A 23176-nucleotide genomic window follows, 5' to 3' on the forward strand; every position below is an offset into this window, starting at 1 on the left:
CCACTCGACAGCGCCGGTTTTCGCCGGCGCTGCTTTTTTGAAATAGCCATGAAATCTCAATCTAGTTTCAAGCACTGCTACCGATTACTCTTGGTTTTGCTGTTGACGTTGCCGGGCAGCGTCGCCTGCGCCCAAGACCAACATTTGCTCATCGCGGCAGCGCGGGTTTTCGATGGCTATACGCTCAGAAGCGATGCTGCGGTGCTGATAAGCGACGGGAAGGTCGCCAGGATAGACAGCCGGGAAGCGTTTAACGATAGCGATGCGCCCCGGCTTGAGCTAGGCGATGCCACACTGTTGCCCGGTTTCATCGAGTTACATGCCCATCTGAGCTACCAACACGTGCCGACTGATACCGTGCTGCGCCATGGCATCACCACAGTGCGTGATGTCGGCGGGCCGCTGCATCAGCCTTACGGCGGCGACGGCAGCTTAAGACTGATGACGTCCGGGCCGATTATCACCGCGCCGGCAGGCTATCCGATCCCTAACCTGGGCGAAACTGACATTGCCATGCCGGTAGCCGATGAGCAGCAGGCGCGGCAAGCGGTGCGTAAACTGGTGGCAGGCGGCGCGGTAGTGATTAAAGTGGCGCTGGAGCCCGGCGGCGAAGCGGGCGCGCCTTGGTCTGGCGGACACACGCACGCTCATTCCCAAGACCCACGCAGCAAAGCGCACGATAAACCACATAGCTGGCCGATGTTAGCGCCGGCGGTGTTGGCGGCCATTGTCGACGAAGCGCATCTAGTCGGCCGCCGGGTGGCGGCGCATCTTGCCGAGCCCAAAGGCGCACAATTGGCCCTGGATGCCGGTGTCGATGAATGGGCCCACGCGCCCTGCGACAGATTGCCGGACGCGCAATTGCAGCGGGCCGCGGCGCAACAGGTCAGAATCGTCGGCACCATCGATACTTTGTCGAAATGTCCGGGCCTGAGCAGCAATGTCAGGCGCTTGGCCGAGTTGGGCGCGGAGTTTTTATATGGCGCGGAAATCGCCCATCCCGACATTCCCTGGGGCATAGATGGGCAGGAATTACTGTACTTACAACATCTGGCTGGTATGGCGCCGTTGGATGTGATGCGGACCGCAACCTCCAAAGCGGGCCAATACCTGAATACGCCCTTGCTTGGCTCCTTATTACCCGGCGCGCCGGCCGATCTGATCGCGGTAAAAGGTGATCCGACGCAAAAGCTTAAGTTGTTGGAATACCCTGATTTGGTGATGTCCGGCGGCAAGCTGATAATCAATTACTTCGGAAATTGATCGGTCCCGGTTCTATAGTGGCTCTGCTCAGCCTCTGGAAAACCAAAGTTCAAGGCTCTAACCCCGAGGTCTATGGAGTGCGTGCGTTTTAGCTGGGTATTTGTTGGCGGTTCCGGCTAAACTGCCGGCTAAGCTTGTTACCCAATCGCCATGCTCAGTAAAGACTTACTTCTTCAGGCCGGCAAAGCCATCCAGACTCAACCCCTGCGCGCCGCACTGATTATTTTGGCGATGAGCATAGGTGTGGCTGCCGTGAACGTGTTGACTGCATTGGGCGACAGCGCTCGCAATTATGTGGTCCACGAATTCGAATCGTTGGGTACCCATCTGGTCATCGTCCTGCCCGGCCGCACCGAAACCACCGGCGGCCACCCGCCCCTGTTCGGCGAAACCCCGCGCGATTTGACGCTGGACGATGCCGCTGCCTTATTCCGCAGCAAGCACGTCGCGGCGATTGCCCCGGTCAGTATCGGCTCCGCGCCGGTATCGGTTGGCGGTCTGGAGCGGGAAACCAATATCATGGGCTCCACGCATGCCTTGCTGCGCGTGCGGCATCTCACCATGGCTCAAGGCCAGTTTCTGCCGGAGGCCGACGCCGATAAAGAAGTCTCGGTGTGTGTGATCGGCAAAAAAATCAGCGAGGAATTGTTTGCCCATCAACAAGCGGTAGGGCAATGGCTGCGCATCAATGATCGGCGGTTTCGAGTGATTGGCGTGTTAGCCAAGGAAGGTCAATCGATAGGCACCGGCTTTGATGAACTAGTCATCGTACCGGTGGCTTCCGCGCAAGCCTTGTTCGACAGCCATTCATTGTTTCGGATTTTAATTGAAGCCTACTCTGAAGCAGCCATGTATAAGGCCGTCGACGAGGTCCGCACTATCATCAAGCTGCGCCACGAAGGCGAGGACGATGTGACGGTGATTACCCAGGATAGCGTGGTGAATACCTTCGATAAAATCCTCACCGCGTTGACTTTTACCGTGGCCGGTATTGCCGCGGTCAGTCTGGCGGTGGCCGGGGTGTTGGTGATGAATGTGATGCTGGTCAGCGTCAGCCAACGCACTGCCGAAATTGGCTTGCTGAAAGCCTTGGGCGCCACGCAAAGCCAACTGCAACGCTGGTTTTTATGCGAAGCGGCCTTGTTGTCGTTGGCCGGCGCGCTGGTCGGCAGCGTACTCGGTCAGTTCGGTATTTTGATCTTACAGTGGTTGTATCCGAATTTTCCGGTTGCTCTACCGATTTGGGCCAGAGTGTCGGCCTTGGCCGTCGCTTTAGTGACGGGGCTGGTTTTTGGGGGGTTGCCGGCTCGCAAGGCTGCGCGACTCGACCCGGTCGCCGCTTTGGCGAGGCGCTAAGATGAACTGGCTGGATTTAGCCAAGCTGGCGTTACGCAGCATTAGCAGCCATAGGCAGCGCTCGTTGTTGACCGCCCTGGGCCTGATCATCGGCATCGCCGCAGTGGTGATTTTGACCTCCATCGGCCGCGGCATTCATAGTTTCGTGTTGGCGGAATTTACCCAGTTCGGCACGCATCTGATCGCGGTTTATCCCGGAAAAACCACCACGTTTGGCATGTCCGGTGCGACCATCAGCACGGTGCGGCCTTTGTCCACGGCCGATGCGGCCAGTCTGGAAAATCTCGATCACGTGTTGGCCGCCATGCCGATGGTACAGGGCAATGCCCGGATTGAGGCCGGCAACAAACAGCGCCGGGCCAATGTGTTTGGCGTCGGCGCCGCCTTGCCGCAAGTATGGCAATTAAAAGTCGATAGCGGCCGCTTTTTACCCGACGATGGTTTGGATAATCCGCGAGCGTTCGCGGTGTTGGGCAGTAAGATGCGCACGGAATTATTCGGCAATACCAACCCTCTGGGGCAACGGATTCGCATCGGTAGCGACCGGTTTCGGGTAATCGGCGTGATGCAGGCCAAAGGACAAATGTTGGGTTTTGACCTGGACGATACGGTGTTCGTTGCCAGCGGCAAGGCCATGGAGATGTTTGATCGGCAGAGTTTGATGGAAATCGATTTGCTATACAGCAGTGAGACCAGCGCGGAAACGGTGGAGCAAGCCATCAAACGCCGCTTGATAGCGCGGCACGGTGCCGAGGATTTTACGATAGTTACCCAAAACCAGATGCTGGAAAAAATGGATTCGGTATTGAGTGTATTGACCTTGGCGGTGGCGGCGCTGGGTAGTATCTCGTTACTGGTGGGCTCGGTCGGTATTCTCACCATCATGACCATCGCCGTGTCGGAACGAGTATCGGAGATTGGTTTGTTGCGGGCTATTGGTGCCGAGCGTGGCATGGTGTTTAAGCTGTTTCTCGGCGAAGCGATGTTGTTGAGTCTGGTCGGCGGTTCCGGTGGTGTTTTATTGGGCGTGGCACTGGTAAAGCTCGCCGCTGCTTTCGTGCCGGCATTACCGGTGCAATTGGCCTGGAATTACATCGTTGCCGCTTTTGCAATTTCCCTATTTATCGGCATTGCGGCCGGTGTGGTGCCGGCCATCAAGGCCGCTAGATTGAACCCGCTGGAAGCGTTGCGGGCGGAATGAGCTATGCCCGCCGTAAAAAATGAGAATAATCAGGGCCTCTGTCAGCCTGGCGAATGGATTCGGCCAAGTCGGATTCTGGGCTATGCTTATCAGCATTGGTAGCCAATGTTTTTTAAGAGGCCTTTATGCTGAATATTAGTAATTATTACGAGCGATTGGTGATAGATCGGCTTTGGAAGCTTGCTGAGCAGGCCGACGAGCCTTTCAGTCAAGCGTTTCAGGAAGACGTGGCTTGTCTGGCGCTGAACCAATTACCGCCGTGTTATGTGCGGAACACCATCGATAAGGGTATTAATGTCAGCGAGCAGCAATATCAGGAGATGGCCGGTGCTGTCGATCTGGCGGTGGAGCAGGCGATAAAGCAGGTTTTGCGCCGTCCTCGCGAGCACCGCAATGATTGAGTTTTTGCCCTTAACCTTTGACGTCGCCGATTCGGTAAAGCCATGAAAAACGCTTTGATCTTTTTACTAATAGCTGGCGGTTTGCCGGCTTGCGATTCTTCGCCGCCAGACAAGGCGAATCAGCCAGTGGTGCAGCAGCCGCTGGCTGATGCAATCAAGCAACCCATGGATCAGGCCAGGGATGCGGAAAAACAAATTTTTGAAAGCGCGGATCGGCAGAAACAGCAGGCAGACGAGATTTAAGATGGGGCAGAGATTCGATAACCGTGTTATTGAATCTCTGCCGCCAATTACCCTGCCGCTGGCGCGAGCAGGGTGGGTTGGGCTTACTTAAATTTAGGGCAGTCGAGATAGTCGGGATGTGCGGAAATAACCACGGCAACCCGGTGATTCTGATCCGCCGTGTTATCGGGGCCACCCGCTTCGCCGATAGCTTTGGAGACCAGTTGCGAGGCTCTGGCACCGTTTTTAATCAGCAGTTCGGTAACGGATTTAGCCCTTCTTTCCGATAAGGCTTGGTTAGCCGCAGGTTTACCCACTGTGTCGGTGGAAGCAGTGACAGTCGCTGTTGCATCCGGGTGGTCGTGTAAAAAGTGACCGATATGGCTGATGGTGTCTTCCTTGGTTTTAAACGGCACATGGCTGCCGGTTTTAAAGTAGGCCACGGTTTCGTGAATGGTTTCCACGTGATGGTGGTTTTGCGAATGGGCTTCTGTCAGCCATTGGCAATACTCTTTTTCCGAGGCCAAAACGTGTGCCGCGGCCGATTTTGCGGCCTCTTGCGCTTTCAGACTCTCGTCGATGTTCCAGTAATAATCGTTTTGCCAATGTTTCAACACATGATTGGCGGTTTTCAAGTCCTGTTCAGCTGCTGAAGCATGGAGCAAAGCTTGGCCGTAATGACCTTTGGATGCAGCATCAATCTCAGCGCTGAGCCCGGCCACATCCTTTTTCGGCGTGGAACAGGCGGCCAGCGACAAAGCCATAACGGCAAGCGGGATGTATACGTATTTTTTTGTCATGATCTTATCCTCAATATCGAGCGGTATCGTCCGCGTTACTTGCCATGATCCAGCGTGTCGGTATAGCCGTGATCCAGCGGGCCGAAATGAGTCCAGTAGCCGGGGTAATGCAGACCGAAGTAACGGGTATCTTCGCTAAAACGATCCCAGACGTAGGGCGGAGAGATAAATTCATCGGTGGGAATCGGCGAGGCAATCAGCTCCGCTACGCCTATTACAGTGCGGCTGACGGTGTGAGCTACGCCACGCAGCAGACCCCAACTTGAACCCAGCAGAATGTTTTGGTCGTGAGTGATGTTGACCACGTTTTTAGGGATTTCAATAAAACTGAAGGTGGTGTTAGCAAAGCCTTGGCTAACTCTGGAAGTGAAACCTGCCAGATAACCCGGATGGTTTTCGTCCGCATTTGCCATTTGGCTGGCCAATAATGCACCTGACAGCAAACAGGTGGTGAGGAATTTATTTTTATTCATGTTAGATACTCCCGTGGTGTTACAAATTTAATTCTACGTAGCATGCCTAAGCATAGCAGCAGAACGCCGAAAACACTGGAAGTTGGACAGTAACGCACGGCGCGGATAAATGCAAATACCTTATGAAGCCAGGTGTTTGTATTGGCCGGCTGGCAAGCTAAAGTTATCGGGCGTCGATTTCTACGCGATTTCGGCCGTTTTTCTTGGCGCGGTAAAGGGCGTCGTCGGCTGCTTGAATAATGGCTTCCAGGGAGGTGTCGGCCATTATTCGGCACGAGCAGACGCCAATCGACAGGGTGGTAGGTATGGGCTGGCTTTGGTATTGAAACGTATGTTGCATCACCGTCAGTCTGATGCGCTCCGCCAAGGTGGTTGCGGCATCGCTGGAAATGTCACGCAACAACATGATGAATTCTTCGCCGCCGTAGCGGGCCAGGAAATCCTCCTGGCGCATTTCCGCATTCAGGATTTTCGCCAGTTCTTTAAGGACCTGATCGCCGGCGAGATGGCCGAAATTGTCGTTGGTGCGCTTGAAATGGTCGGCGTCGCACATCATCACCGTTAATCGGGTTTCGTTGCGTTTACAAAAAGACAATTCCTGTTGCGCGCGCAGCATGAAGGCGTTGCGGTTCAGAATGTTGGTCATCGCATCCAGATTCGCCGCCGCGTATAGCGCCTGTTCGGATTTAGCTTCGTTGGCGCGTTTGTAATCGATTTTTAAGTAAGTGTCGCCCAATAGGATTCTGTCGAGTAATTCGAGTTTATGTTTTGCGACCCGCTTGCCGTTGACGTAGGTGCCGTTGGTGGAGTTTAAGTCTTCCAGCAGGATATGCCGGTTTTGTACCCAGAGCCGGCCGTGGCGCCGGGAGACCTTAGGATCGGGAATCAGAATATCCACGGCCGGTTCGCGGCCCAACACATGCTGATGATGGTGCAATTTGTATTGCTTGCCTTGATCGCTACCGGATAACACCACCAAATACGGCTCAAGCTCCGAAGTGTCACGACTGTTTTCGGATAATTTGCCGATCAAGGTGTTGGACAAGATTAACTGAGTTTTGTCGGGAGGCGTGGTCATCGGGCGAGTCCTAATCATCTCCTGGCTTAGGTAATGAAATATGCTTTTGGGGCGTTACTCGGGCAGTTGCGAGACTATCTTGCCAGTCAGGCGCGCTGTAAGAAACCTCCTACAAGGCCTCAGTGTCGCAGATAGCCGGATAGCTAGCAAGGGATGTGAGCACGTGGCCAAACGATTTGAGGCCATGTTCAGCGTGGCGCGCTAAGAACTGCTCAGCAGAGCCGAAGCGCGTGGCTTCGGCTCGAGCAATGGTTAAGCGAAGGCTTTTTTGAAAAACTCCGGCATTGCCAGACTGGCTTTGTGGATGTCGCTGTTGTAATAAACAGTCTCAAAACCCTTGTTGACCGCGTCCTGCTCGCGGAACTTCGACAAATCGGTTTTGCTGGCCATCGTTGCGCTCCACCAGCCTGATGGATAAATGCATTGCGGGAAGAAGACCGTTTGGAAGTTTGCAAATCCCCCCGCTTTCATTTCCTCGCGCATTTCCTTGAGAATTTTCATATGCAGCAGGGCTGATTCGCTTTGTTGCACCACGATGCCGTTCTCGCTTAAAGCTTTATAGCAATCCTTGTAAAAATCAGCGCAGAACAAGCCCTCGGCCGGGCCGACCGGATCGGTGCTGTCGACGATGATGATGTCCACGCTATTCGGCGCGGCCTCTTTCACCCATTTAATACCGTCGATGAATTTCAGGTCGGCGCGCGGATCGTTGTTGGATTCGCACAGTTCCGGGAAATAGATTTCCGCCAAGCGGGTGACGCGCTCGTCGATGTCGATTTGCACGGCTTTTTCGACGCCAGGATGCTTCAGCACTTCCCGTAAAGTACCGCAGTCGCCGCCGCCGATGATCAACACATTTTTCGGGTTGGGATGGGTGAACAACACCGGGTGGCTGATCATCTCGTGATAAAAGAAATTATCCCGAGTCGAGACCATGGTGCAGCCGTCGATTACCATCAGATTGCCGAACTGTTCGGTTTCGTAGATTTCCAGAAACTGAAATTCGGATTGCTCCTCGTGCAGTTTGCGTTTGATTTTTAACGAGAAGGCCGAACCGGAAGGCTCTTGGGCTTCGCTAAACCATTGATCGTCGAGCATGGGAAAGTCCTGTAAAAAGTCATATAACGTTCATCATTATACTTTAGAATTTCTACCTCTTTATGACAGTTAGGATACCGCGCGTGCCGACACAACCCTGGTCGATTGAACAATCCAAGCAGCTTTACGCTATCCAGCAATGGGGTAACGGTTATTTTTCAATTAACGACCAGGGCCATGTCTGCGTGAAGCCGCAAGCCGATTGCGCGACCGAAATCGATCTGTTCGACATTGCCCAGGCCTTGCGGGGCAAGGGCTTGAACTTCCCGGTGCTGGTGCGGTTTACCGATATTTTGTGCGACCGCATCCGTCAGCTGCAGCAGGCCTTCGACCAAGCCAGAGCCGCGAACCATTACAGCGGCCATTACACGCCGGTCTATCCGATCAAGGTTAATCAGCAAGGCAATGTGGTGGAAAGCATTGTTGCCGCCGAGCATATCGGCCTGGAAGCCGGCAGCAAACCGGAGTTATTGGCGATTTTAGGACTGGCCAAACCTGGCGGTACCATCGTCTGCAACGGTTACAAGGACCGGGCTTATATCCGCATGGCTTTGATGGGCCAGTTAATGGGCTTGTCGGTATTCATCGTCATCGAAAAGCCCTCCGAGCTGGAGATGATCATCGAAGAAGCCGCTAAGCTACAAGTCACACCGTTGATCGGTTTGCGGGTGCGTTTATCGACCATCAGCGCCGGCAAATGGCAGAACAGCGGCGGCGAGAAATCCAAGTTTGGCTTGCATGCCAGTGAAGTGTTGCAACTGATTGCCCGTTTGCAGCAATTGAATATGTTGAATTGTTTGCAACTGATGCACTTTCATATGGGCTCGCAAATCGCCAATATCCACGACATCAAACTGGCCTTAAAAGAAGCCGGCCAGTTTTACCTGCAATTGCATCAATTGGGTGCCAACCTTACCACGGTCGATGCCGGTGGCGGTTTGGGTGTGGACTACGACGGCAGCGGTTCGCGGAGGGAATGTTCGATCAACTACAGCGTCAACGAGTACGCGGAAAACATCGTCCGCGCCTTTGCGGACGTGGCTCAGCAGCACGGTCTGCCGCAGCCCAATATCATCACCGAATCCGGTCGTGCCATCACCGCGCATCATGCGGTGTTGATTACTAATGTTACCGAAGTTGAAAGCCTGCAAGGTGCGGCGACGGCGGTGACCATCAGCGGGCAAAATATCGCCGAGGCTTATCACAATGCCCAATTCAACATGGCCGAAGCCCGCGCCCAGTTCGTGCAAGGCGATTTGTCGCTGACCGAACTGGCCGAAGCCGAAAAGCACTATGTCAGTTTGTGTCAGCAAATTCAGCGCAAGTTGAACCTGGATAATCACCATCACCGCGAAATTTTGCAGGAGCTGGATGAAAAACTGGCGGACAAGGTGTTCTGCAATTTCTCCTTGTTTCAATCGATGCCGGACATTTGGGGTATCGATCAGATTTTCCCGATTATGCCCATTCATAATCTGCAGCAGCAACCCAACCGGCGTGCGGTCCTGCAAGACTTAACCTGCGATTCCGATGGCCGTATCGATCAATACGTCGATCATCAGAACATCGCCAACACCATGCCGCTGCATAGCATTGCCGAAGATCAGGACTATCTGATCGGCTTTTTCATGGTCGGCGCGTATCAGGAAATTTTGGGTGATATGCACAATCTATTCGGCGACACGCATTCGATCAATATCGAACTGGAGGGAGACAGCTATCGTTTCGGTGACTTCATGGAAGGCGAGGATGTCAGCGAACTGCTGGATTATGTGCATATCAATACCGAAGCGTTAAAAACCGCCTACCGGCAAAAGTTGGGTGTCAGCGGATTAACGGCTGCGCAAAAGCAGGCTTTCGAGCAGGAGCTGTTGGCCGGACTGAATGCTTATACCTACCTGGAAAAATAGCTAAGGCGATAGAAGGATAGATAAGGGTGCTGCGCCCCAGGCGCTTAAAGGATCGAGGGCGAGCATGAAAATAGTTCTGATGGTTGTGGCATTGCTATTCGGTGGTATGGCTTGTAATAAACCAAAGCCAGCCTTAAGCAAGCTGCCGGATAACGCCGTCATTCTGGCCTTTGGCGATAGCTTGACTTATGGAACCGGTGCTTCGGCCCAGCATGATTACCCCAGCATACTCACGCAACTGACCGGCCGCGAGGTCATTAATGAAGGCGTTCCTGGAGAGATCAGCAGTGCAGGCCGGCAGCGCTTACCGGCATTGCTGGATGAATACAAGCCCGATCTATTAATTTTGATACACGGCGGCAACGATATTCTGCAACAACTCGCCGCCGATCAGACCCGGGACAATCTTAAAGCCATGATAGCCGAAGCCCGGCAACGTAATATTCCGGTCGTAATGTTGGGTGTGCCGGCGTTTGGGATCGTGTTTTTACATAGCGCGAAAATTTATGAAGAGCTGGCTGCATCTGAAGGCGTGCCGAGCGATCTGGATAGTTTGCCTAAGATTCTGGCAAATAACGAGCTTAAGTCGGATACGGTCCATCCTAATGATAGGGGGTATCGGCTTTTGGCGGAAAATGTTGTCGCGTTATTGCAAAAACACGGAGCGTTGTAATCGTCCGCGCGGTCTGTTAGGACCCAACTAAGACGCTATAATGGTCCAGACAATATTACGGGGGATATAACATGCGGGTAGGCTTGATCGGATTGGGGGCAATGGGCCAGGGCATGGCGCGTAATCTTGCCAAGGCCGGCTACTTGACCGCGGTTTACAATCGGACCTTTAGTAAAGCCGAGGCATTGGCGGCGGAATTGCAAATCCAGGCTTGCGAGACTATCGAACAACTGGCCGGTCAAGTCGATGTCGTGTTGATTTGTGTGTCGGCGGATAAAGACGTATTGATGGTGGTGGATGCAGTCGCTAAAACCGTTCGCCCTGGTAGTGTGGTGGTGGATATGTCCACGGTCAGCAGTGAAACAGCGATTGTCGCGGCGCAAAAACTTGCGGAGAAGAATGCCGCATTTCTGGATGCGCCAGTGTCCGGCGGCGTGGAAGGCGCCAACAAAGGCACGTTGGCCATGATGGTCGGCGGCAGCGCGCAAACCTTGGAGCAGGTTCGGCCCGTGTTGGCGGCCATGACCGCACGCATCGAACACCTGGGCGATGTCGGTGCCGGGCAAGCCTGCAAGGCAGTGAACCAGATTATGTGTGCGGGGATTAACCAAGCGGTGACCGAAGCTTTGGCGTTTGCGGAAGCGCAAGGTTTGCCGATGGACAAAGTCATCAAGGTCGTCAGCGGCGGGGCGGCGGGTAACTGGTTTTTACAGCATCGCGGCAAGACCATGACGCAACACCAATTCCCGCCAGGATTTAAACTGGCGCTTCATCATAAAGACTTAAAAATAGCCCAGCATATGGCGCAGCATGCCGGCGTGGGTTGTCCGCTAACCATCGCCACGCTGGCGGATTATGCCAAACTGATGGCCAAGGGTTATGGCGACGAGGATATTTCCGCGTTGTATCGATTAAAACAGAAACGATCTTCCAATTAGTTTACAAGGTGTAACGATGAAAATTACGGTGTTTGGTAGTGGATATGTGGGTTTGGTGACGGGCGCCTGTCTGGCCGAAGTGGGTAATCAAGTGCTGTGCATGGATGTTGACCAGCGCAAAATCGACCAACTCAAACAAGGCATCATTCCGATTTACGAGCCGGGTCTGGACGAGATGGTCAAGGACAACGTTGCCGCAGGACGTTTGAGCTTTACCACCGATGTTAAAGAAGCTGTGGATTTTGGCTTGTTTCAATTCATCGCCGTCGGTACGCCACCGGACGAGGATGGTTCGGCCGACTTGAAATATGTGTTGGCCGTGGCGAAAAGCATCGCCGAACACATGAGCGATTATAAAATCGTCGTCGATAAATCCACCGTACCGGTCGGCACCGCCGACAAGGTTAAACAGGCCATCAAGGACGTATTGGCCGAGCGCAGCCAGGAATTGGAATTTGACGTCGTCTCCAATCCGGAATTTTTGAAAGAAGGCTCGGCACTGGACGATTTCATGAAACCGGACCGCATTATCATCGGTACCGACAACCCCAGAACCGCCGAATTGTTGAAAGCGCTGTACGCGCCGTTCAATCGTAGCCGCGAGCGGGTCATCACCATGGACATTCGTTCCGCCGAATTGACCAAATATGCCGCTAACGCGATGCTGGCCACCAAAATTAGCTTCATGAACGAATTGGCCAATCTGGCGGAAAGACTGGGCGCCGACATCGAGAATGTCCGCCACGGTATTGGTTCCGACAGCCGTATCGGTTATAGCTTTATTTATCCCGGCTGCGGCTATGGTGGTTCCTGCTTCCCGAAAGACGTGAAAGCGCTGGAACGCACCGCCCGCGATTACGGCTATCAAGCCGAATTGCTCAGCGCGGTGGAAAACGTCAACGACCGGCAAAAGCACCGTTTATTCGAGAAAATTTCCACGCATTATCCGAACGGAGTTAAAGGCAAAACCTTTGCGTTGTGGGGCCTGGCGTTTAAACCCAACACCGACGACATGCGCGAAGCACCCAGCCGGGTATTGCTGGAAGCCTTGATTGATGCCGGTGCCACAGTGCGAGCCTACGACCCGGAAGCAATGGAAGAAGCGCACCGTATTTACGGCGATAAAGCCGGATTGGTGTACTGCGCCAAGCAGGCGGATACTCTAAGCGACGTGGATGCGTTGATCATCGTCACCGAATGGAAACAGTTCCGCAGCCCGGATTTCGACGATTTGGGTCGCTTGTTGAAAGACAAGGTGATATTCGATGGGCGGAATATGTATGAGCCGAGGTTGGTTAAACAGTTTGGGTTGCAGTATTACGCGATTGGGCGTTGATTAGTTTGGTATTTGACTCCGTTCGCCCTGAGCTTGTCTAAGGGGTATCGAAGTTGAGGTGTCGCTAGCGCGACGGTTTATTTAATGTCGGTTCGCGGACCGACGACCGCGATACTTTCTTTTGCTTGGCCAAAAGAAAGTATCCAAAGAAAAGGCCACCCGGATGCCGCTTTGATCCTGCGCGCCGAAGCTTTCGCCGGGGGTTGACGAAAGGGGCTTCCTGCCCCTTAGTCAACGTGCGGCATCCCTGCCGCACCCCTTCGGGCTATTCCCGCCGAAAGCTCCTGTGCTCGGCGCGGCATACGGGAGACCCCCGCCCCAAATCGCAGCTTATTGTTTACGAAGTTTTCTCTCGTTTCCACGCGCCGCGTGGGAGTCCAGACTATCCGCGCCAGCGGTAACATCAGTTTTGTAGGGCGCATTAGCGATAGCGTAATGCGCCGAATGATTTAAGGCCGATATACGGCGCAATATGGCTGAGCCTATTGACGCCCTACGAATTGCGCCTTACGGCCTTGCGTTTCACCTAGACTACTTGCATTATGGGATTTTTTATCTTTTTTATCATTCTGATCTCGCCAGTTATATTGGCATTGCTTATACATATATTCCGCGACTTACGCGGAAAGGCTAGAAATATTCGACAGGAATGTTATTCATGCGGAACCCCTGTCTCGATGACGAAATGTCGAGTCATTTGTCACCACAGAGGCGGAAGGTATATTTATTGTGAGCAATGTGCGGATCGTCATGAATTATGGTCTGGCATTGCTATGTCCACCATGGCACTCGGAGTGGCAACGACTCTTATTGTGCTATCTATCTCTGAATTTGACATCAGTCCACAAAAGTCGCTTCTGTTTGCTGGACTAGCTTTAGCGATAGTCGTAATTGTTGTTTTGGTCGCTGCTCGCTACATCTTCAAGAAAACCAAGTAATTAATTCGTCGATTCAAGCACTGAATGACTGTTTTCCGGCTTTCTTCACGTGCATAGGGTGCATGTAGGGCGTCAATAGGCGTAGCCCAGTAGCGTGGGATTTAGTGCCCACGCGGGGTGAAAGCCCAATGGTGGGCAAAATTGCCCACCACACAGGATGGTTTTTCTCCCGTATGCCGCGCCGAGCACCGGAGTTTTTGAGCGGACTAGCCCGAAGGGGTGCGGCAGGGATCACTCGTTCCCACGCGCGGCGTGGGAACGCAGTCTATCCGCGCCAGCGGTAACATGCGACAAAGCAAGCAAACGAGGTCAAACTCATGGGCGGCAGTCGTTACCGTATTCTCCAATCCCAACAGCCGTATTTCTTAACCTGCACTGTACTGAACTGGATACTGTTATTTACCCGACCGGCTACCGTGCAAATCGTTCTGTACGCCTTGTTTTACCGTCAACAACAGCGCAATTGGCTAATATACGGCTACGTCATTCTGGAAAATCATTTGCACCTATTACTACAAGCTGACGATTTACGTGAGCAATTAGCCCACTTCAAGTCATATACGGCGCGTCAGTTGATCAATTATCTGGAATCTATCAATGCCGAACGCTTGTTGCAGCAGTTACGCTGGTTCCGCAAAGCGCACAAAACTGACAGGGAATATCAGTTGTAGGAAGAAGGAAGTCATCCGCAGATGATCGAGAACCCCGAGGTCTTGCGGCAGAAACCGGACTATATCCACCTGAATCCGGTCAAACGCGGTTATGTTGATTTCCCGGAGCATTGGCGTTATTCGAGTGCCCGGAATTATGCAGGGCGGGAAGGGCTGTTGCCGGTTTATCGGGATTGGTTTTAGCTGGCCCGCAGCGCGGCTGGTTTGCATTCCCACGCGGCGCGTGGGAACGAGATAACTGGATACATTATTTTCCCGACTGGCTACCGTGCAAATCGTGCTGGACGCCTTGCTTTACCGTCAACAACAACACAATTGGCGAATATACGGCTACGTCATTCTGGAAAACCATTTGCACCTGCTGGTACAAGCTGACGATTTAACCCATCAATTGGCCCACTTCAAATCTTACACCGCGCGCCAGCTGATCGATTATTTGCAAGCCGTTAATGCCGAGCGCTTATTGAAGCAATTGAACTGGTTCCGCGAAGCGCACAAAACTGACAGGGAATATCAGTTGTGGGAAGAAGGAAGTCATCCGCAGATGATCGATAACCCCGACGTCTTGAGGCAGAAATTGGAGTATATCCACCTGAATCAGGTCAAACGCGATTATGTTGATCTACCGGAGCATTGGCGCTATTCGAGCGCCCGGAATTATGCGGGTCAGGAAGGATTATTGCCGGTTTATCGGGATTGGTTTTAGCTGACCGCAGCGCGGCAGGTTTGCATTCCCACGCGGCGCGTGGGAATGAGATGAGATCGTCGATTCGTTCATGGTTTAACTCCTTGATTGGTATGTAATACATCCATTATGAAATCACGCTTGGAACGGCCTACCACTCTCTGTGGAGGACACGACCAGCCCAGTCCGGTTTTAGCAAATGACCATGGCTGCCGGCCGCCAGCCACACTGCCACCACCTCGATCATGTAAATAGCCGATGCGTTCGCCCAGCAACTCCCCGGTTTGCAGATCGATCACTTTCAGTGAGCTGCCGGCAATCCACATCTTCCGCTCTTCCGGGGTCTCCAGGTCGTCGTAGGTCACGCCATAGCGCGGCGGCGGATCGCCGGCTGGTTCGCGAGTCAGCACTAAGTCGTACCAAGCTCTATCACCGGGTTTGGCCGGCACTAACTGTTCGCGCGGGATGTAGCCAACTTTACGAAGCAGTTCGCTCCATTCCTTGCCTTTAACCTTGTCGTTTCTTTGCCAACTGCCGGTATAGCGGTAACGTTTACCGTCGCCGGGGTCGATAGCCTCGACGTATTTGAACGCGGGCTGCTGCTTGCACCTATTGGTATCGCCAACCCAGCAATCACGCCCGAAACCGCCATCGTTCAAAAACGATTCAATATAGCCATCGAAACTCATATACCGAATAGAGTGGAAAGTTTTATACAGAACCCTGTCGAAATCCCCAAGACTTTCATAAGGACTCTTGGCCGCATTGCTGTACTGGCTAATGTCAGAATTCTCATCGAACTCGAGTTTCATCAAAAACACCCCATCGACATCATCGACGGTACGATAAATCTTCTCACCCGCGCCTTTACACAGTTCGTGATAGCGATCCAAGGCCTTGGTCATGGTGGCGAGCTTGGCGTCCAGCGCTTGTTGTTTCAGGTGGTTTTGATGGAGCTTGTAAGCCACAGGCATCAGAAATATCGCCAACACTAAACCCATGGCTAGATATCTGAGTTTAGGATTATCGATATTGCGCCGGGCGGCGGAAACGCTAAACCACAGCACTACCAGAAAAGTCGCGACAGCGCCTATCGCCACTGCCCAGACGATTAAGCGCAAGGTCCCCGGAGCGATAAACAAATTTAAAAGATCCCAACCCATGTTTTAGTCTCGGCTTTTGGCAAAGCCGTAAGGCGAAAGCAGCAGCGGGCTTTGCACTGTATTCCAGTGAGAATTGTATTTTTCAATTTCATATAACCCCCGGTTATATCCAGGACCGTAGATGTATTGAACGACGTGAAGCGCATTGATCGCGAACGATGCACCTCCTTACGTCAGCAGCATATATCTGATCGTAACTAATTGAATTTCAAATCCCCGGCGGGTTTTCTCCTGTATGCCGCACCGAGCACCGGAGCTTTTGAACGGATTTGCCCGAAGGGGTGCGGCATGGATGCCGCACGTTGCCGAAGGGGCAGGAAGCCCCTTTCGGCGACCCCGTTCAAAAGCGAGGAGCTCAGGGAATAAGCGGCATCCGGGTGGCCTTTTCTTTGGATACTTTCTTTTGGCCACGCAAAAGAAAGTATCGCGGCTGTCGGGCCGAGACCCGACATTAAATTAAACCGTCGTGTTAGCGACACATTAGTAGCCCTTCGACAAATTCAGGGCGAACGGACTAGTTGAAAGCCAGTCAACTTCAAAAGTTAAGAAGACCGAAGCTGACTATGCTTTACCCCATACCCAAAATAAATCAAAAACCCAATCACCAGCCAAACGAATAACCGAATCCACGTATCAATCGGCAAGCCCGCCATCAAACTCAAACACACCAAAATCCCGCCAATCGGCACGTAAGGCACGGCTGGGCATTTGAAGTGGCGTTCCATTTCCGGATGGCTGTTACGTAAAATCCAGACGCCGCCGCAGACCAGTACGAACGCGAACAGGGTGCCGATACTCACTAGCTCGCCAAGCTTCTCGATAGGCATGAAGCCGGCGAGTAAGGAGACTGCGACGCCGACCAGTATGGTCGATAAATGTGGTGTTTGATATTTGGGATGCACCTGCGCGAATAGCGGCGGTAACAATTGATCCTTGGCCATCGAGAAGAAAATCCGGCTCTGCCCCATCAACAGCACCAACATCACCGAAGTCAAACCGGCGATGGCGGCTATTTTAATGATCGGTGACAGCCAGCCCATGCCGACATGATCGACCGCCAGCGCAATGGGTGCCGGGACGTTGAGTTCGGTGTAGGAAATGATGCCGGTCAATACACCTGCCACCAGAATGTATAGCAAGGTGCAGACCGCCAATGAGCCGATGATGCCGATCGGCACGTCGCGTTGCGGGTTGATGGCTTCCTGAGCGGCGGTGGAAACGGCGTCGAAGCCGATATAGGCAAAGAAAATTACCCCGGCCCCGGTCAATACGCCGCCAAACCCGAATGGCATGAAGTTGGACCAATTCTCTCCGGTTTCGATGTGTTGGGAGCCGGCGATGATGAAGACGACGATCACCGAGAGTTTGATCAGTACCATGACGAAATTGAAGATTGCCGATTGGCGGATGCCGATCACCAACAGGCCGGTCAGCAATAAAATAATTGCCACTGCTGGCAGATTGATGAAGCCGGCCGCGGGGTTGGCCAGATAGGCGGTGGTGAGATAGGTGGGTAAATGCACGCCAAAGTTTTCTAGAAAACTGGTGAGGTAGCCGGCCCAGCCTATTGCCACCGTGCTGCTGGCCAGGGCGTATTCCAGGATTAAATCCCAGCCTATGATCCAGGCCATTAATTCGCCCATCGTCGCGTAAGCGTAACTGTAAGCGCTACCGGAAACCGGAATCATCGCCGCCAGTTCGCTGTAACACATGGCCGCCAGGCCGCAGGCGATGCCGGCCAGAATGAACGATACTACGATGGCAGGACCGGCATATTTAGCGGCGGCGATGCCGGTCAACACGAAGATGCCGGCGCCGATCACCGCGCCTATGCCCAGGATGGTCAAGTCTTTGGCCGTCAGTGTTTGCTTTAAGCCGTGCTGAACATCGGTCAAGGCCTCGACGGATTTGCGTTGCAGTAATTGCTTGGGGATTTGCATGAAGTGGTCTCGATTATTTGGAAGAGGTGGGCTTGACGGAATCGGGCAGGTTTTGGGCGCCGTCGAAGCGGGTGCCGGTCGTCACGGCCTCGGTAAAAATCGCGTCGTGCAATTTGGCTTGCGAGAAATTGGCGTTGGTCAGATTGGCACCGGTCAGATTGGCGCCGTCCATTTCGGCGGAATACAGATCGGCGTTTTGTAAGTTGGCGTTATTTAATTTGGCGTGTTTTAACATGGCCCGGCCAAGCTGGGCGTTGCTGAGATTGGCACCGGTCAAATTGGCGCCTTTCAAGCTGGCGCGCATCAAGCCCATGGATTGATTTTTCATGTCCGCCGCCCATTGCACATTGCTGAGATTGGCATGGCTTAAATTGGCGCCGTCCATGATCGCCACCACCCGGCTGCCGCTCATGTCGGCGTTGCTCAGGTCGGCGTGCATCAGGCTGACGCCGAAGATGCTGGTATTGGCTAGATTAGCGGCGCTGAGCTTGATATTGGTCATCACCGTTAAATCCAGCGTCAGGCCTTGCAGATTGCTTTTATTCAGATTGGAGCGTCTTAGATCGGCGCCCCATAAATCGGCATTACGAAAATCCAGATTCGACAAGTCCAGGTCGGTTAGATCCTTACGGCGCAGGTCGGCGGGGTGTTGCTTGTCCGCTTTGGTCAGCATTTGCTCGACTTGGGCGCGGGTGAGATCGGCGGCATGGGCTATGCTTTGACTCGCCAGAAATAGCGCTAGAAATGTTTTGATCGATAAGTTTGTCATTAAAACCTCCGCAATATTGTCATTGTTGATTCGGATAATCCGCTTGGCAGGACCGTATTGTCGTTGATAGTAACAGGGTCACAGACAGACTCAACGAGAAAAATGCTGCCCGGATTGTACTTGGATTTTTCTGAGGATTAAGCGGGACGCGGCCAAGGGTGCTTGTGGGTGGCCGCGCGGCCCCAGTTAAACGTAGCTTGCGGAATTGCTGTTACATTACAATGCCTTCGATGAGCCAGATATTTTCGATTTTTTCAGCGTTGCACCAATCACTCTAAAAGAAACATAACATGACAGAAACTTCGCTAGCCGCGCTTGTCGTTGATTTGGATGGCACGCTGACGCCCACCGACACCTTGGTCGAATCGGTATTACAGGTCTGTAAACGGCAGCCGCACGCTATATTCAAATTACCGTTTTGGTTAGCGAAGGGGCGAGCGGCGTTTAAAGCGCGCGTGGCGCAAGCATCGGCCCTGGATGTCGAGAGTTTGCCTTATCGGACTGATTTGCTGGAGTATTTGCGCGCGGAAAAACGGAAGGGCAGGCAGTTGGTGCTCGCCACCGCAGCACATACCGATATAGCCGATGCGGTTGCCAAACATCTGGATTTGTTCGATAAAGTGTTAGGCAGCGATGAGAACCATAATCTTAAAGGTGTCAACAAGCTGGAGGCCATCCGCGAGGCAGTGGGGCCGAATTTTGTCTATGCGGGTGACAGCAAGGCCGATTTGCCGATTTGGCGAGCCGCACAGGCCGCAATCCTGGTTAATACCTCAAAGCCGGTCGCGAAATTCGTGCGGGAACATACACCGATAGAACAGGAATTTACTGCCAACCTGAACCAAATCCGGTTGTGGTTGCGCGCGCTGCGGGTGCATCAATGGCTGAAAAACCTGTTGATATTCGTGCCGCTGCTAACGGCTTTTTCGTTTGATGATTTGGATAAGTTGGGTACCGTTGTACTGGGCTTCTTCGGGTTTTCCTTGGCCGCGTCCGCCACGTATATGGGTAACGATTTGTGGGACCTGGACAGCGACCGTAATCATCCGCGTAAGAAATTTAGGCCGTTTGCCAGTGCTGAATTGCCCATTTTGAAAGGTCTGGCAGCCGCTTGCGGGCTATTGCTGAGCGGCCTGATGTTAGCGCTCGCCGTGTCGCAGGCCTTTTTGGGCATGTTGCTGTTGTATTTATTCGTCACCACTACGTATACATGGCTATTGAAATCCTATGTATTGATCGATGTAATGGTGCTATCTCTGCTGTATACGCTCAGGATTATTGCCGGTTCCGTGGCCGCGTCGGTAGCGACCAGTTCCTGGCTGTTGGCTTTTTCGGTGTTTATCTTTTTCAGTCTGGCTTTAGTCAAGCGTTGTTCCGAACTGGTTGCTTTGCAACAAAAAGGCCGGGAAACCACGCATGGCCGCGATTACCGGGCGGTGGATCTGGTCGTGCTCTGGCCCTTGGGTGTCAGTTCCGCGTTGTGCGCGGTGGTGGTGTTTGGTTTATTTATTACCTCGGCGGAGACTCAGATACGTTACCTAAATCCGCAGCTGTTATGGTTTGTGGCGATAGGCCTTATTTATTGGTTAGCACGCCTGTGGATTAAAACCGCTCGCGGGGAAATGCACGATGACCCGCTGGTGTTTGCGGTTCGCGACTTCGGTAGCCGGATCACAGTGCTCTTGATGCTGTTCGCCACATTAGCCGCTCATTTTTCACATTGGGAATAAGCCATGCAAATTCTACTGATCGCTATTTTTAGCATCGTCCTGTCTGTTGCCGCGCAGTTTATGCTGAAACTCGGCATGTCCAGTGTGGATGTCAAGCAGGCGATGGCCGGGCCGCTGACACCACGCCTGCCTTGGATCGTATTTACCAACAAATTTGTGTTTGCCGGTTTTACCTTGTACGGCGTGGGTGCGATAGTTTGGTTGAAGGTGTTGGCATCATGGGATGTCAGTAAAGCCTATCCCTTGGTAGGCTTGGGCTTTGCGTTAACCGTGCTGATCGGCATGCTGCTCGGCGAGACGGTCACCGCTTTCCGCGTCTTGGGCATTTTGCTGATTTGCGAGGGCGTTTGGCTCGTGGCCAATTCCTGATTCTGTTCCGAGATAACTAACAAGTATGACTTGGCAACTTAGAGCACTGTTACATCAATTATTCATTCTGTCTGTGATATCGCTACTGGTGATGGTGCATTTTCACTATAGGTCGCCGAGTTTTCCGTTTACGCCTGACAGCGCCAGCTATATCGAACAAGCCAGAAATTTTCTCAATTCAGGCAGCTTGCTGATTACTCCGTATGGCTTGGCGCCGGGAGATCAGGATCAGGTCGAGAATCGTTTGTTTCCCGTGGGTTTTGCTGTCGTTCTGGCGGCCGTTTCCAGTTTCGGTATCGATGCGAAAGATGCCGCGATAGGTTTGGCGCATTTTTCCGCCATTACATTGCCGTGGTTATTATTTTTCAGTTTTCGGCAGAGCCTTGGACCACTTTATGCTTTGCTGCTGGCCGGATTAGCAGCATTATCACCCGGTGTGCTCAAGCATTCGCTGATGGGGCTGACCGATGTATTCGGTTTATGGTTAGCGGTGGTTGTTATAGGGTTGACGCTTAACTCGCGGTCCATCGTCGGCTTTATCTTCGCTGGTTTGCTTGCCGGTATGGCTTACGCAATCAGAAATGCGCATTTAGCGCTGCTGGCTAGTGTTATTTGTTATTTTTGTTATTGCTGGTTAAGCAGTGCCGCTGGGGAACGGCGCGTTGTTTTGCTGCGCGCTGTTGCGGCGATGTTTGGCATGGCCGTGGTCGTAGCGCCGCTGCTGCTCAGAAATATAGTGATGTTTGGGTCGCTGAATCCCTATGTGATGGGGCCAAGCACGATAGGTTTTGTCGAGAATTTACGCACCTATATCGAGGCTTTGCTAAAGGATGCAACGGCTTGTAGCGAATGTGCCCGGTATGTGGCTTGGTCGCTGCCTGGTTTACTGGGATTCGGGGTTTTGATTATCGCCGCTGCCTACGCGGATTATAAATACCGCTGGTCCAATCTACCGACTTTCGGTAAAAAAACCTTGGCTATTTCAACTATTTATCTGGTCATGGGGTCCTGTGTGGTCGTTGCTGCCCGTACCCGCTATCAATGGGGCGAGGTGATTAATCTTCGCCACACCCTGCAATATTCGCCTTTTTTATGGGCTGGAATGTTTGCGCTGTTGGCTGATCATGGCAGGCAGCCCGCTATTATTGCCTGGAAGCAGGCCAAATTGGCGATTTCTGTTTGCTTGGTGTTTTTCCATGCTAGCTATGCGGTCAATTCGGAGAGTTTCCGCAACAGCGATAACGACTACCCGAAATTGGCGCAGGCATTTTCAATTGGAAAAGCCTATTTGTGCGGCAATCAGGCAGATACTTACTTGGTATCGAACTGGGCGCATGTGTTTCGGATAGAGTGCGGCGCACGAGTCCGCCAGATTGAAGCCATTGCCGCAGGGACAAAGGGTGGTGAAATGCGAGCGTTCATGTCCGCAGGTGATGGGTATATGTCAGTGCTCGAAGCTGTCAGTGACATAAAACAGCAAGCCGGCAGCCGACCAATTCGCGTCGGTTTATTTCCGGGCCGATTCGGTGTGGAATCTGAAAATTTGCCTTTGTCAGCCGTTGATGAACGGCAAATAGTGGCAAATGGCTGGCATATTATTAAAAACGATCAACAGGGCCTGATTCTGGAATATCCAAAAGCCGGCTCAGAGCAAATGAATTTGCAATGACTCGTTATCGCAAAAATGTGTTTAAGACCGCGCTGGATTTTGACAACAAGCAGTTGAATCTGTGTATGGCCAAAATTAACGCGCAACAGGCCTTGCTGACCATTGTCAGGACGGCGTTACCGTCTGAGATTGCTCCGCATGCTCAACATTGCGTGGCGTCAGGTGCGCAGATACTCTTGTACTGCGATTCGGCCAGCTGGGCATCGCAAATTCGGTTTTTCAATCGAGCGATTTTAGACAAATTGCATGATGCGGGGCATCCCTATATTGTCCGCTTGCAAGTACGGATTGTGCCGCCGACAGGCGAGCCGATTCGGCCAAAACGCACACCGCGCTTGCCGTCAGCGGAAAATGTCGGTTTGATTGCACAGCAGTTTAAACAGGCGGATGAGCAGGATGTTTTGGCGGCGGCTTTGGCGCGTTTGGGTGCTACGTTGGCGAAACGCTTGCGGGAAGATTAGTAGGTTTTGGCAGGATTGTGGCCGATCAAGTT

21 protein-coding genes and 1 pseudogene are annotated in these 23176 nt (G+C 52.8%); 15 read left to right on the forward strand and 7 right to left on the reverse strand.

The annotated features are described in order from the left end of the window. The first annotated feature begins 48 nt into the window (after window positions 1-48). The 5 genes from JWZ98_RS00990 (at window position 49) to JWZ98_RS01010 (ending at window position 4464) form a co-directional block, all read left to right on the forward strand. Window positions 49-1263: an amidohydrolase family protein gene (locus JWZ98_RS00990; RefSeq protein ID WP_205452671.1), complete on the forward strand. Its 1215-nt coding sequence runs from the start codon at window positions 49-51 to the stop codon at window positions 1261-1263. A 150-nt stretch (window positions 1264-1413) separates the two neighbouring features. Next, complete coding sequence (locus JWZ98_RS00995; RefSeq protein ID WP_205452672.1) at window positions 1414-2619, forward strand: ABC transporter permease; 1206 nt, start codon at window positions 1414-1416, stop codon at window positions 2617-2619. A gap of 1 nt (window position 2620) precedes the next feature. Next, window positions 2621-3820: an ABC transporter permease gene (locus JWZ98_RS01000; RefSeq protein ID WP_205452674.1), complete on the forward strand. Its 1200-nt coding sequence runs from the start codon at window positions 2621-2623 to the stop codon at window positions 3818-3820. A gap of 125 nt (window positions 3821-3945) precedes the next feature. Beyond that, entirely contained in the window at window positions 3946-4221 is a 276-nt protein-coding gene (locus tag JWZ98_RS01005) for a late competence development ComFB family protein (RefSeq protein WP_101052679.1), read from the forward strand. Window positions 4222-4263: 42 nt separating this feature from the next. Then, window positions 4264-4464 (forward strand): hypothetical protein, encoded by a 201-nt coding sequence (locus JWZ98_RS01010; protein WP_205452677.1) that lies wholly within the window; start codon window positions 4264-4266, stop codon window positions 4462-4464. Between the two features lie 83 nt (window positions 4465-4547). Here the strand turns inward: JWZ98_RS01010 and JWZ98_RS01015 are convergent, their stop codons facing one another. From JWZ98_RS01015 to speE, 4 genes are all read right to left on the reverse strand, one after another. Further along, window positions 4548-5243, reverse strand: coding sequence for an OmpA family protein (locus JWZ98_RS01015; protein WP_033156808.1), 696 nt, complete (start codon window positions 5241-5243; stop codon window positions 4548-4550). Between the two features lie 35 nt (window positions 5244-5278). Further along, window positions 5279-5716 (reverse strand): exosortase system-associated protein, TIGR04073 family, encoded by a 438-nt coding sequence (locus JWZ98_RS01020; RefSeq protein WP_033156807.1) that lies wholly within the window; start codon window positions 5714-5716, stop codon window positions 5279-5281. A 163-nt stretch (window positions 5717-5879) separates the two neighbouring features. Continuing rightward, window positions 5880-6794, reverse strand: a complete 915-nt coding sequence (locus tag JWZ98_RS01025; protein ID WP_101052675.1) for a GGDEF domain-containing protein — start codon at window positions 6792-6794, stop codon at window positions 5880-5882. 252 nt (window positions 6795-7046) lie between these two features. Beyond that, complete coding sequence (speE, locus tag JWZ98_RS01030) at window positions 7047-7892, reverse strand: polyamine aminopropyltransferase (protein ID WP_033156805.1); 846 nt, start codon at window positions 7890-7892, stop codon at window positions 7047-7049. 62 nt (window positions 7893-7954) lie between these two features. Here speE and speA point away from each other — a divergent pair, with 62 nt between their 5' ends. The 6 genes and pseudogenes from speA to JWZ98_RS01060 all read left to right on the forward strand — a co-directional run bounded on the left by speA (window position 7955) and on the right by JWZ98_RS01060 (window position 15064). After that, window positions 7955-9802, forward strand: coding sequence for a biosynthetic arginine decarboxylase (gene speA, locus JWZ98_RS01035; RefSeq protein ID WP_205452682.1), 1848 nt, complete (start codon window positions 7955-7957; stop codon window positions 9800-9802). 64 nt (window positions 9803-9866) lie between these two features. Then, the gene (locus JWZ98_RS01040; protein WP_033156803.1) at window positions 9867-10475 is read left to right on the forward strand and encodes a GDSL-type esterase/lipase family protein; all 609 of its coding nucleotides are present in this window, start codon (window positions 9867-9869) and stop codon (window positions 10473-10475) included. A gap of 71 nt (window positions 10476-10546) precedes the next feature. Then, the gene (locus JWZ98_RS01045) at window positions 10547-11413 is read left to right on the forward strand and encodes an NAD(P)-dependent oxidoreductase (protein WP_033156802.1); all 867 of its coding nucleotides are present in this window, start codon (window positions 10547-10549) and stop codon (window positions 11411-11413) included. A 16-nt stretch (window positions 11414-11429) separates the two neighbouring features. Next, window positions 11430-12749 carry a UDP-glucose/GDP-mannose dehydrogenase family protein gene (locus JWZ98_RS01050; RefSeq protein ID WP_033156801.1) on the forward strand — a complete coding sequence of 440 codons (1320 nt, stop codon included), beginning with the start codon at window positions 11430-11432 and terminating at the stop codon, window positions 12747-12749. A 1255-nt stretch (window positions 12750-14004) separates the two neighbouring features. Then, window positions 14005-14541: pseudogene (locus tag JWZ98_RS01055) on the forward strand (transposase). Between the two features lie 85 nt (window positions 14542-14626). Continuing rightward, window positions 14627-15064, forward strand: a complete 438-nt coding sequence (locus JWZ98_RS01060; RefSeq protein ID WP_225892930.1) for a transposase — start codon at window positions 14627-14629, stop codon at window positions 15062-15064. A gap of 68 nt (window positions 15065-15132) precedes the next feature. Here JWZ98_RS01060 and JWZ98_RS01065 read toward each other — a convergent pair whose 3' ends face one another. The 3 genes from JWZ98_RS01065 to JWZ98_RS01075 all read right to left on the reverse strand — a co-directional run bounded on the left by JWZ98_RS01065 (window position 15133) and on the right by JWZ98_RS01075 (window position 18915). Beyond that, a complete protein-coding gene (locus tag JWZ98_RS01065; protein ID WP_205452684.1) occupies window positions 15133-16206 on the reverse strand; it encodes a hypothetical protein in 1074 nt (357 codons plus the stop codon). A gap of 542 nt (window positions 16207-16748) precedes the next feature. Further along, on the reverse strand, window positions 16749-18146 hold the full coding sequence (locus JWZ98_RS01070; RefSeq protein ID WP_033156798.1) for an amino acid permease: 1398 nt from the start codon (window positions 18144-18146) through the stop codon (window positions 16749-16751). A gap of 13 nt (window positions 18147-18159) precedes the next feature. After that, on the reverse strand, window positions 18160-18915 hold the full coding sequence (locus JWZ98_RS01075; protein ID WP_084153291.1) for a pentapeptide repeat-containing protein: 756 nt from the start codon (window positions 18913-18915) through the stop codon (window positions 18160-18162). Window positions 18916-19205: 290 nt separating this feature from the next. Here JWZ98_RS01075 and JWZ98_RS01080 point away from each other — a divergent pair, with 290 nt between their 5' ends. Genes JWZ98_RS01080 through JWZ98_RS01095 form a run of 4 tightly spaced genes read left to right on the forward strand, consistent with a single transcriptional unit; the run spans window position 19206 to window position 23144 of the window. Continuing rightward, on the forward strand, window positions 19206-20645 hold the full coding sequence (locus tag JWZ98_RS01080) for a UbiA family prenyltransferase (protein WP_033156797.1): 1440 nt from the start codon (window positions 19206-19208) through the stop codon (window positions 20643-20645). Window positions 20646-20648: 3 nt separating this feature from the next. Then, window positions 20649-21014, forward strand: coding sequence for a membrane protein (locus tag JWZ98_RS01085; RefSeq protein ID WP_033156796.1), 366 nt, complete (start codon window positions 20649-20651; stop codon window positions 21012-21014). Window positions 21015-21039: 25 nt separating this feature from the next. Further along, the gene (locus tag JWZ98_RS01090; protein WP_205452686.1) at window positions 21040-22683 is read left to right on the forward strand and encodes a hypothetical protein; all 1644 of its coding nucleotides are present in this window, start codon (window positions 21040-21042) and stop codon (window positions 22681-22683) included. Further along, on the forward strand, window positions 22680-23144 hold the full coding sequence (locus tag JWZ98_RS01095; RefSeq protein WP_205452687.1) for a DciA family protein: 465 nt from the start codon (window positions 22680-22682) through the stop codon (window positions 23142-23144). Before JWZ98_RS01090 ends, JWZ98_RS01095 begins: the two co-directional genes overlap by 4 nt. Window positions 23145-23176 lie beyond the last annotated feature (32 nt).

This window comes from Methylomonas sp. EFPC1 (genome assembly GCF_016925515.1).
GTDB lineage: Bacteria > Pseudomonadota > Gammaproteobacteria > Methylococcales > Methylomonadaceae > Methylomonas > Methylomonas defluvii.

What these genes read in the sequence shown, in the direction of transcription:
- JWZ98_RS01005 (WP_101052679.1), top strand. Translation starts at nt 3,946, where the DNA reads ATGCTGAATATTAGTAATTATTACGAGCGATTGGTGATAGATCGGCTT.
- JWZ98_RS01065 (WP_205452684.1), bottom strand. Translation starts at nt 16,206, where the DNA reads ATGGGTTGGGATCTTTTAAATTTGTTTATCGCTCCGGGGACCTTGCGC.
- speA (WP_205452682.1), top strand. Translation starts at nt 7,955, where the DNA reads ATGACAGTTAGGATACCGCGCGTGCCGACACAACCCTGGTCGATTGAA.
- JWZ98_RS01090 (WP_205452686.1), top strand. Translation starts at nt 21,040, where the DNA reads ATGACTTGGCAACTTAGAGCACTGTTACATCAATTATTCATTCTGTCT.
- speE (WP_033156805.1), bottom strand. Translation starts at nt 7,892, where the DNA reads ATGCTCGACGATCAATGGTTTAGCGAAGCCCAAGAGCCTTCCGGTTCG.
- JWZ98_RS01080 (WP_033156797.1), top strand. Translation starts at nt 19,206, where the DNA reads ATGACAGAAACTTCGCTAGCCGCGCTTGTCGTTGATTTGGATGGCACG.
- JWZ98_RS01075 (WP_084153291.1), bottom strand. Translation starts at nt 18,915, where the DNA reads ATGACAAACTTATCGATCAAAACATTTCTAGCGCTATTTCTGGCGAGT.
- JWZ98_RS01045 (WP_033156802.1), top strand. Translation starts at nt 10,547, where the DNA reads ATGCGGGTAGGCTTGATCGGATTGGGGGCAATGGGCCAGGGCATGGCG.
- JWZ98_RS01020 (WP_033156807.1), bottom strand. Translation starts at nt 5,716, where the DNA reads ATGAATAAAAATAAATTCCTCACCACCTGTTTGCTGTCAGGTGCATTA.
- JWZ98_RS01000 (WP_205452674.1), top strand. Translation starts at nt 2,621, where the DNA reads ATGAACTGGCTGGATTTAGCCAAGCTGGCGTTACGCAGCATTAGCAGC.
- JWZ98_RS01015 (WP_033156808.1), bottom strand. Translation starts at nt 5,243, where the DNA reads ATGACAAAAAAATACGTATACATCCCGCTTGCCGTTATGGCTTTGTCG.
- JWZ98_RS01050 (WP_033156801.1), top strand. Translation starts at nt 11,430, where the DNA reads ATGAAAATTACGGTGTTTGGTAGTGGATATGTGGGTTTGGTGACGGGC.
- JWZ98_RS01040 (WP_033156803.1), top strand. Translation starts at nt 9,867, where the DNA reads ATGAAAATAGTTCTGATGGTTGTGGCATTGCTATTCGGTGGTATGGCT.
- JWZ98_RS00995 (WP_205452672.1), top strand. Translation starts at nt 1,414, where the DNA reads ATGCTCAGTAAAGACTTACTTCTTCAGGCCGGCAAAGCCATCCAGACT.
- JWZ98_RS01070 (WP_033156798.1), bottom strand. Translation starts at nt 18,146, where the DNA reads ATGCAAATCCCCAAGCAATTACTGCAACGCAAATCCGTCGAGGCCTTG.
- JWZ98_RS01010 (WP_205452677.1), top strand. Translation starts at nt 4,264, where the DNA reads ATGAAAAACGCTTTGATCTTTTTACTAATAGCTGGCGGTTTGCCGGCT.
- JWZ98_RS00990 (WP_205452671.1), top strand. Translation starts at nt 49, where the DNA reads ATGAAATCTCAATCTAGTTTCAAGCACTGCTACCGATTACTCTTGGTT.
- JWZ98_RS01025 (WP_101052675.1), bottom strand. Translation starts at nt 6,794, where the DNA reads ATGACCACGCCTCCCGACAAAACTCAGTTAATCTTGTCCAACACCTTG.
- JWZ98_RS01085 (WP_033156796.1), top strand. Translation starts at nt 20,649, where the DNA reads ATGCAAATTCTACTGATCGCTATTTTTAGCATCGTCCTGTCTGTTGCC.
- JWZ98_RS01095 (WP_205452687.1), top strand. Translation starts at nt 22,680, where the DNA reads ATGACTCGTTATCGCAAAAATGTGTTTAAGACCGCGCTGGATTTTGAC.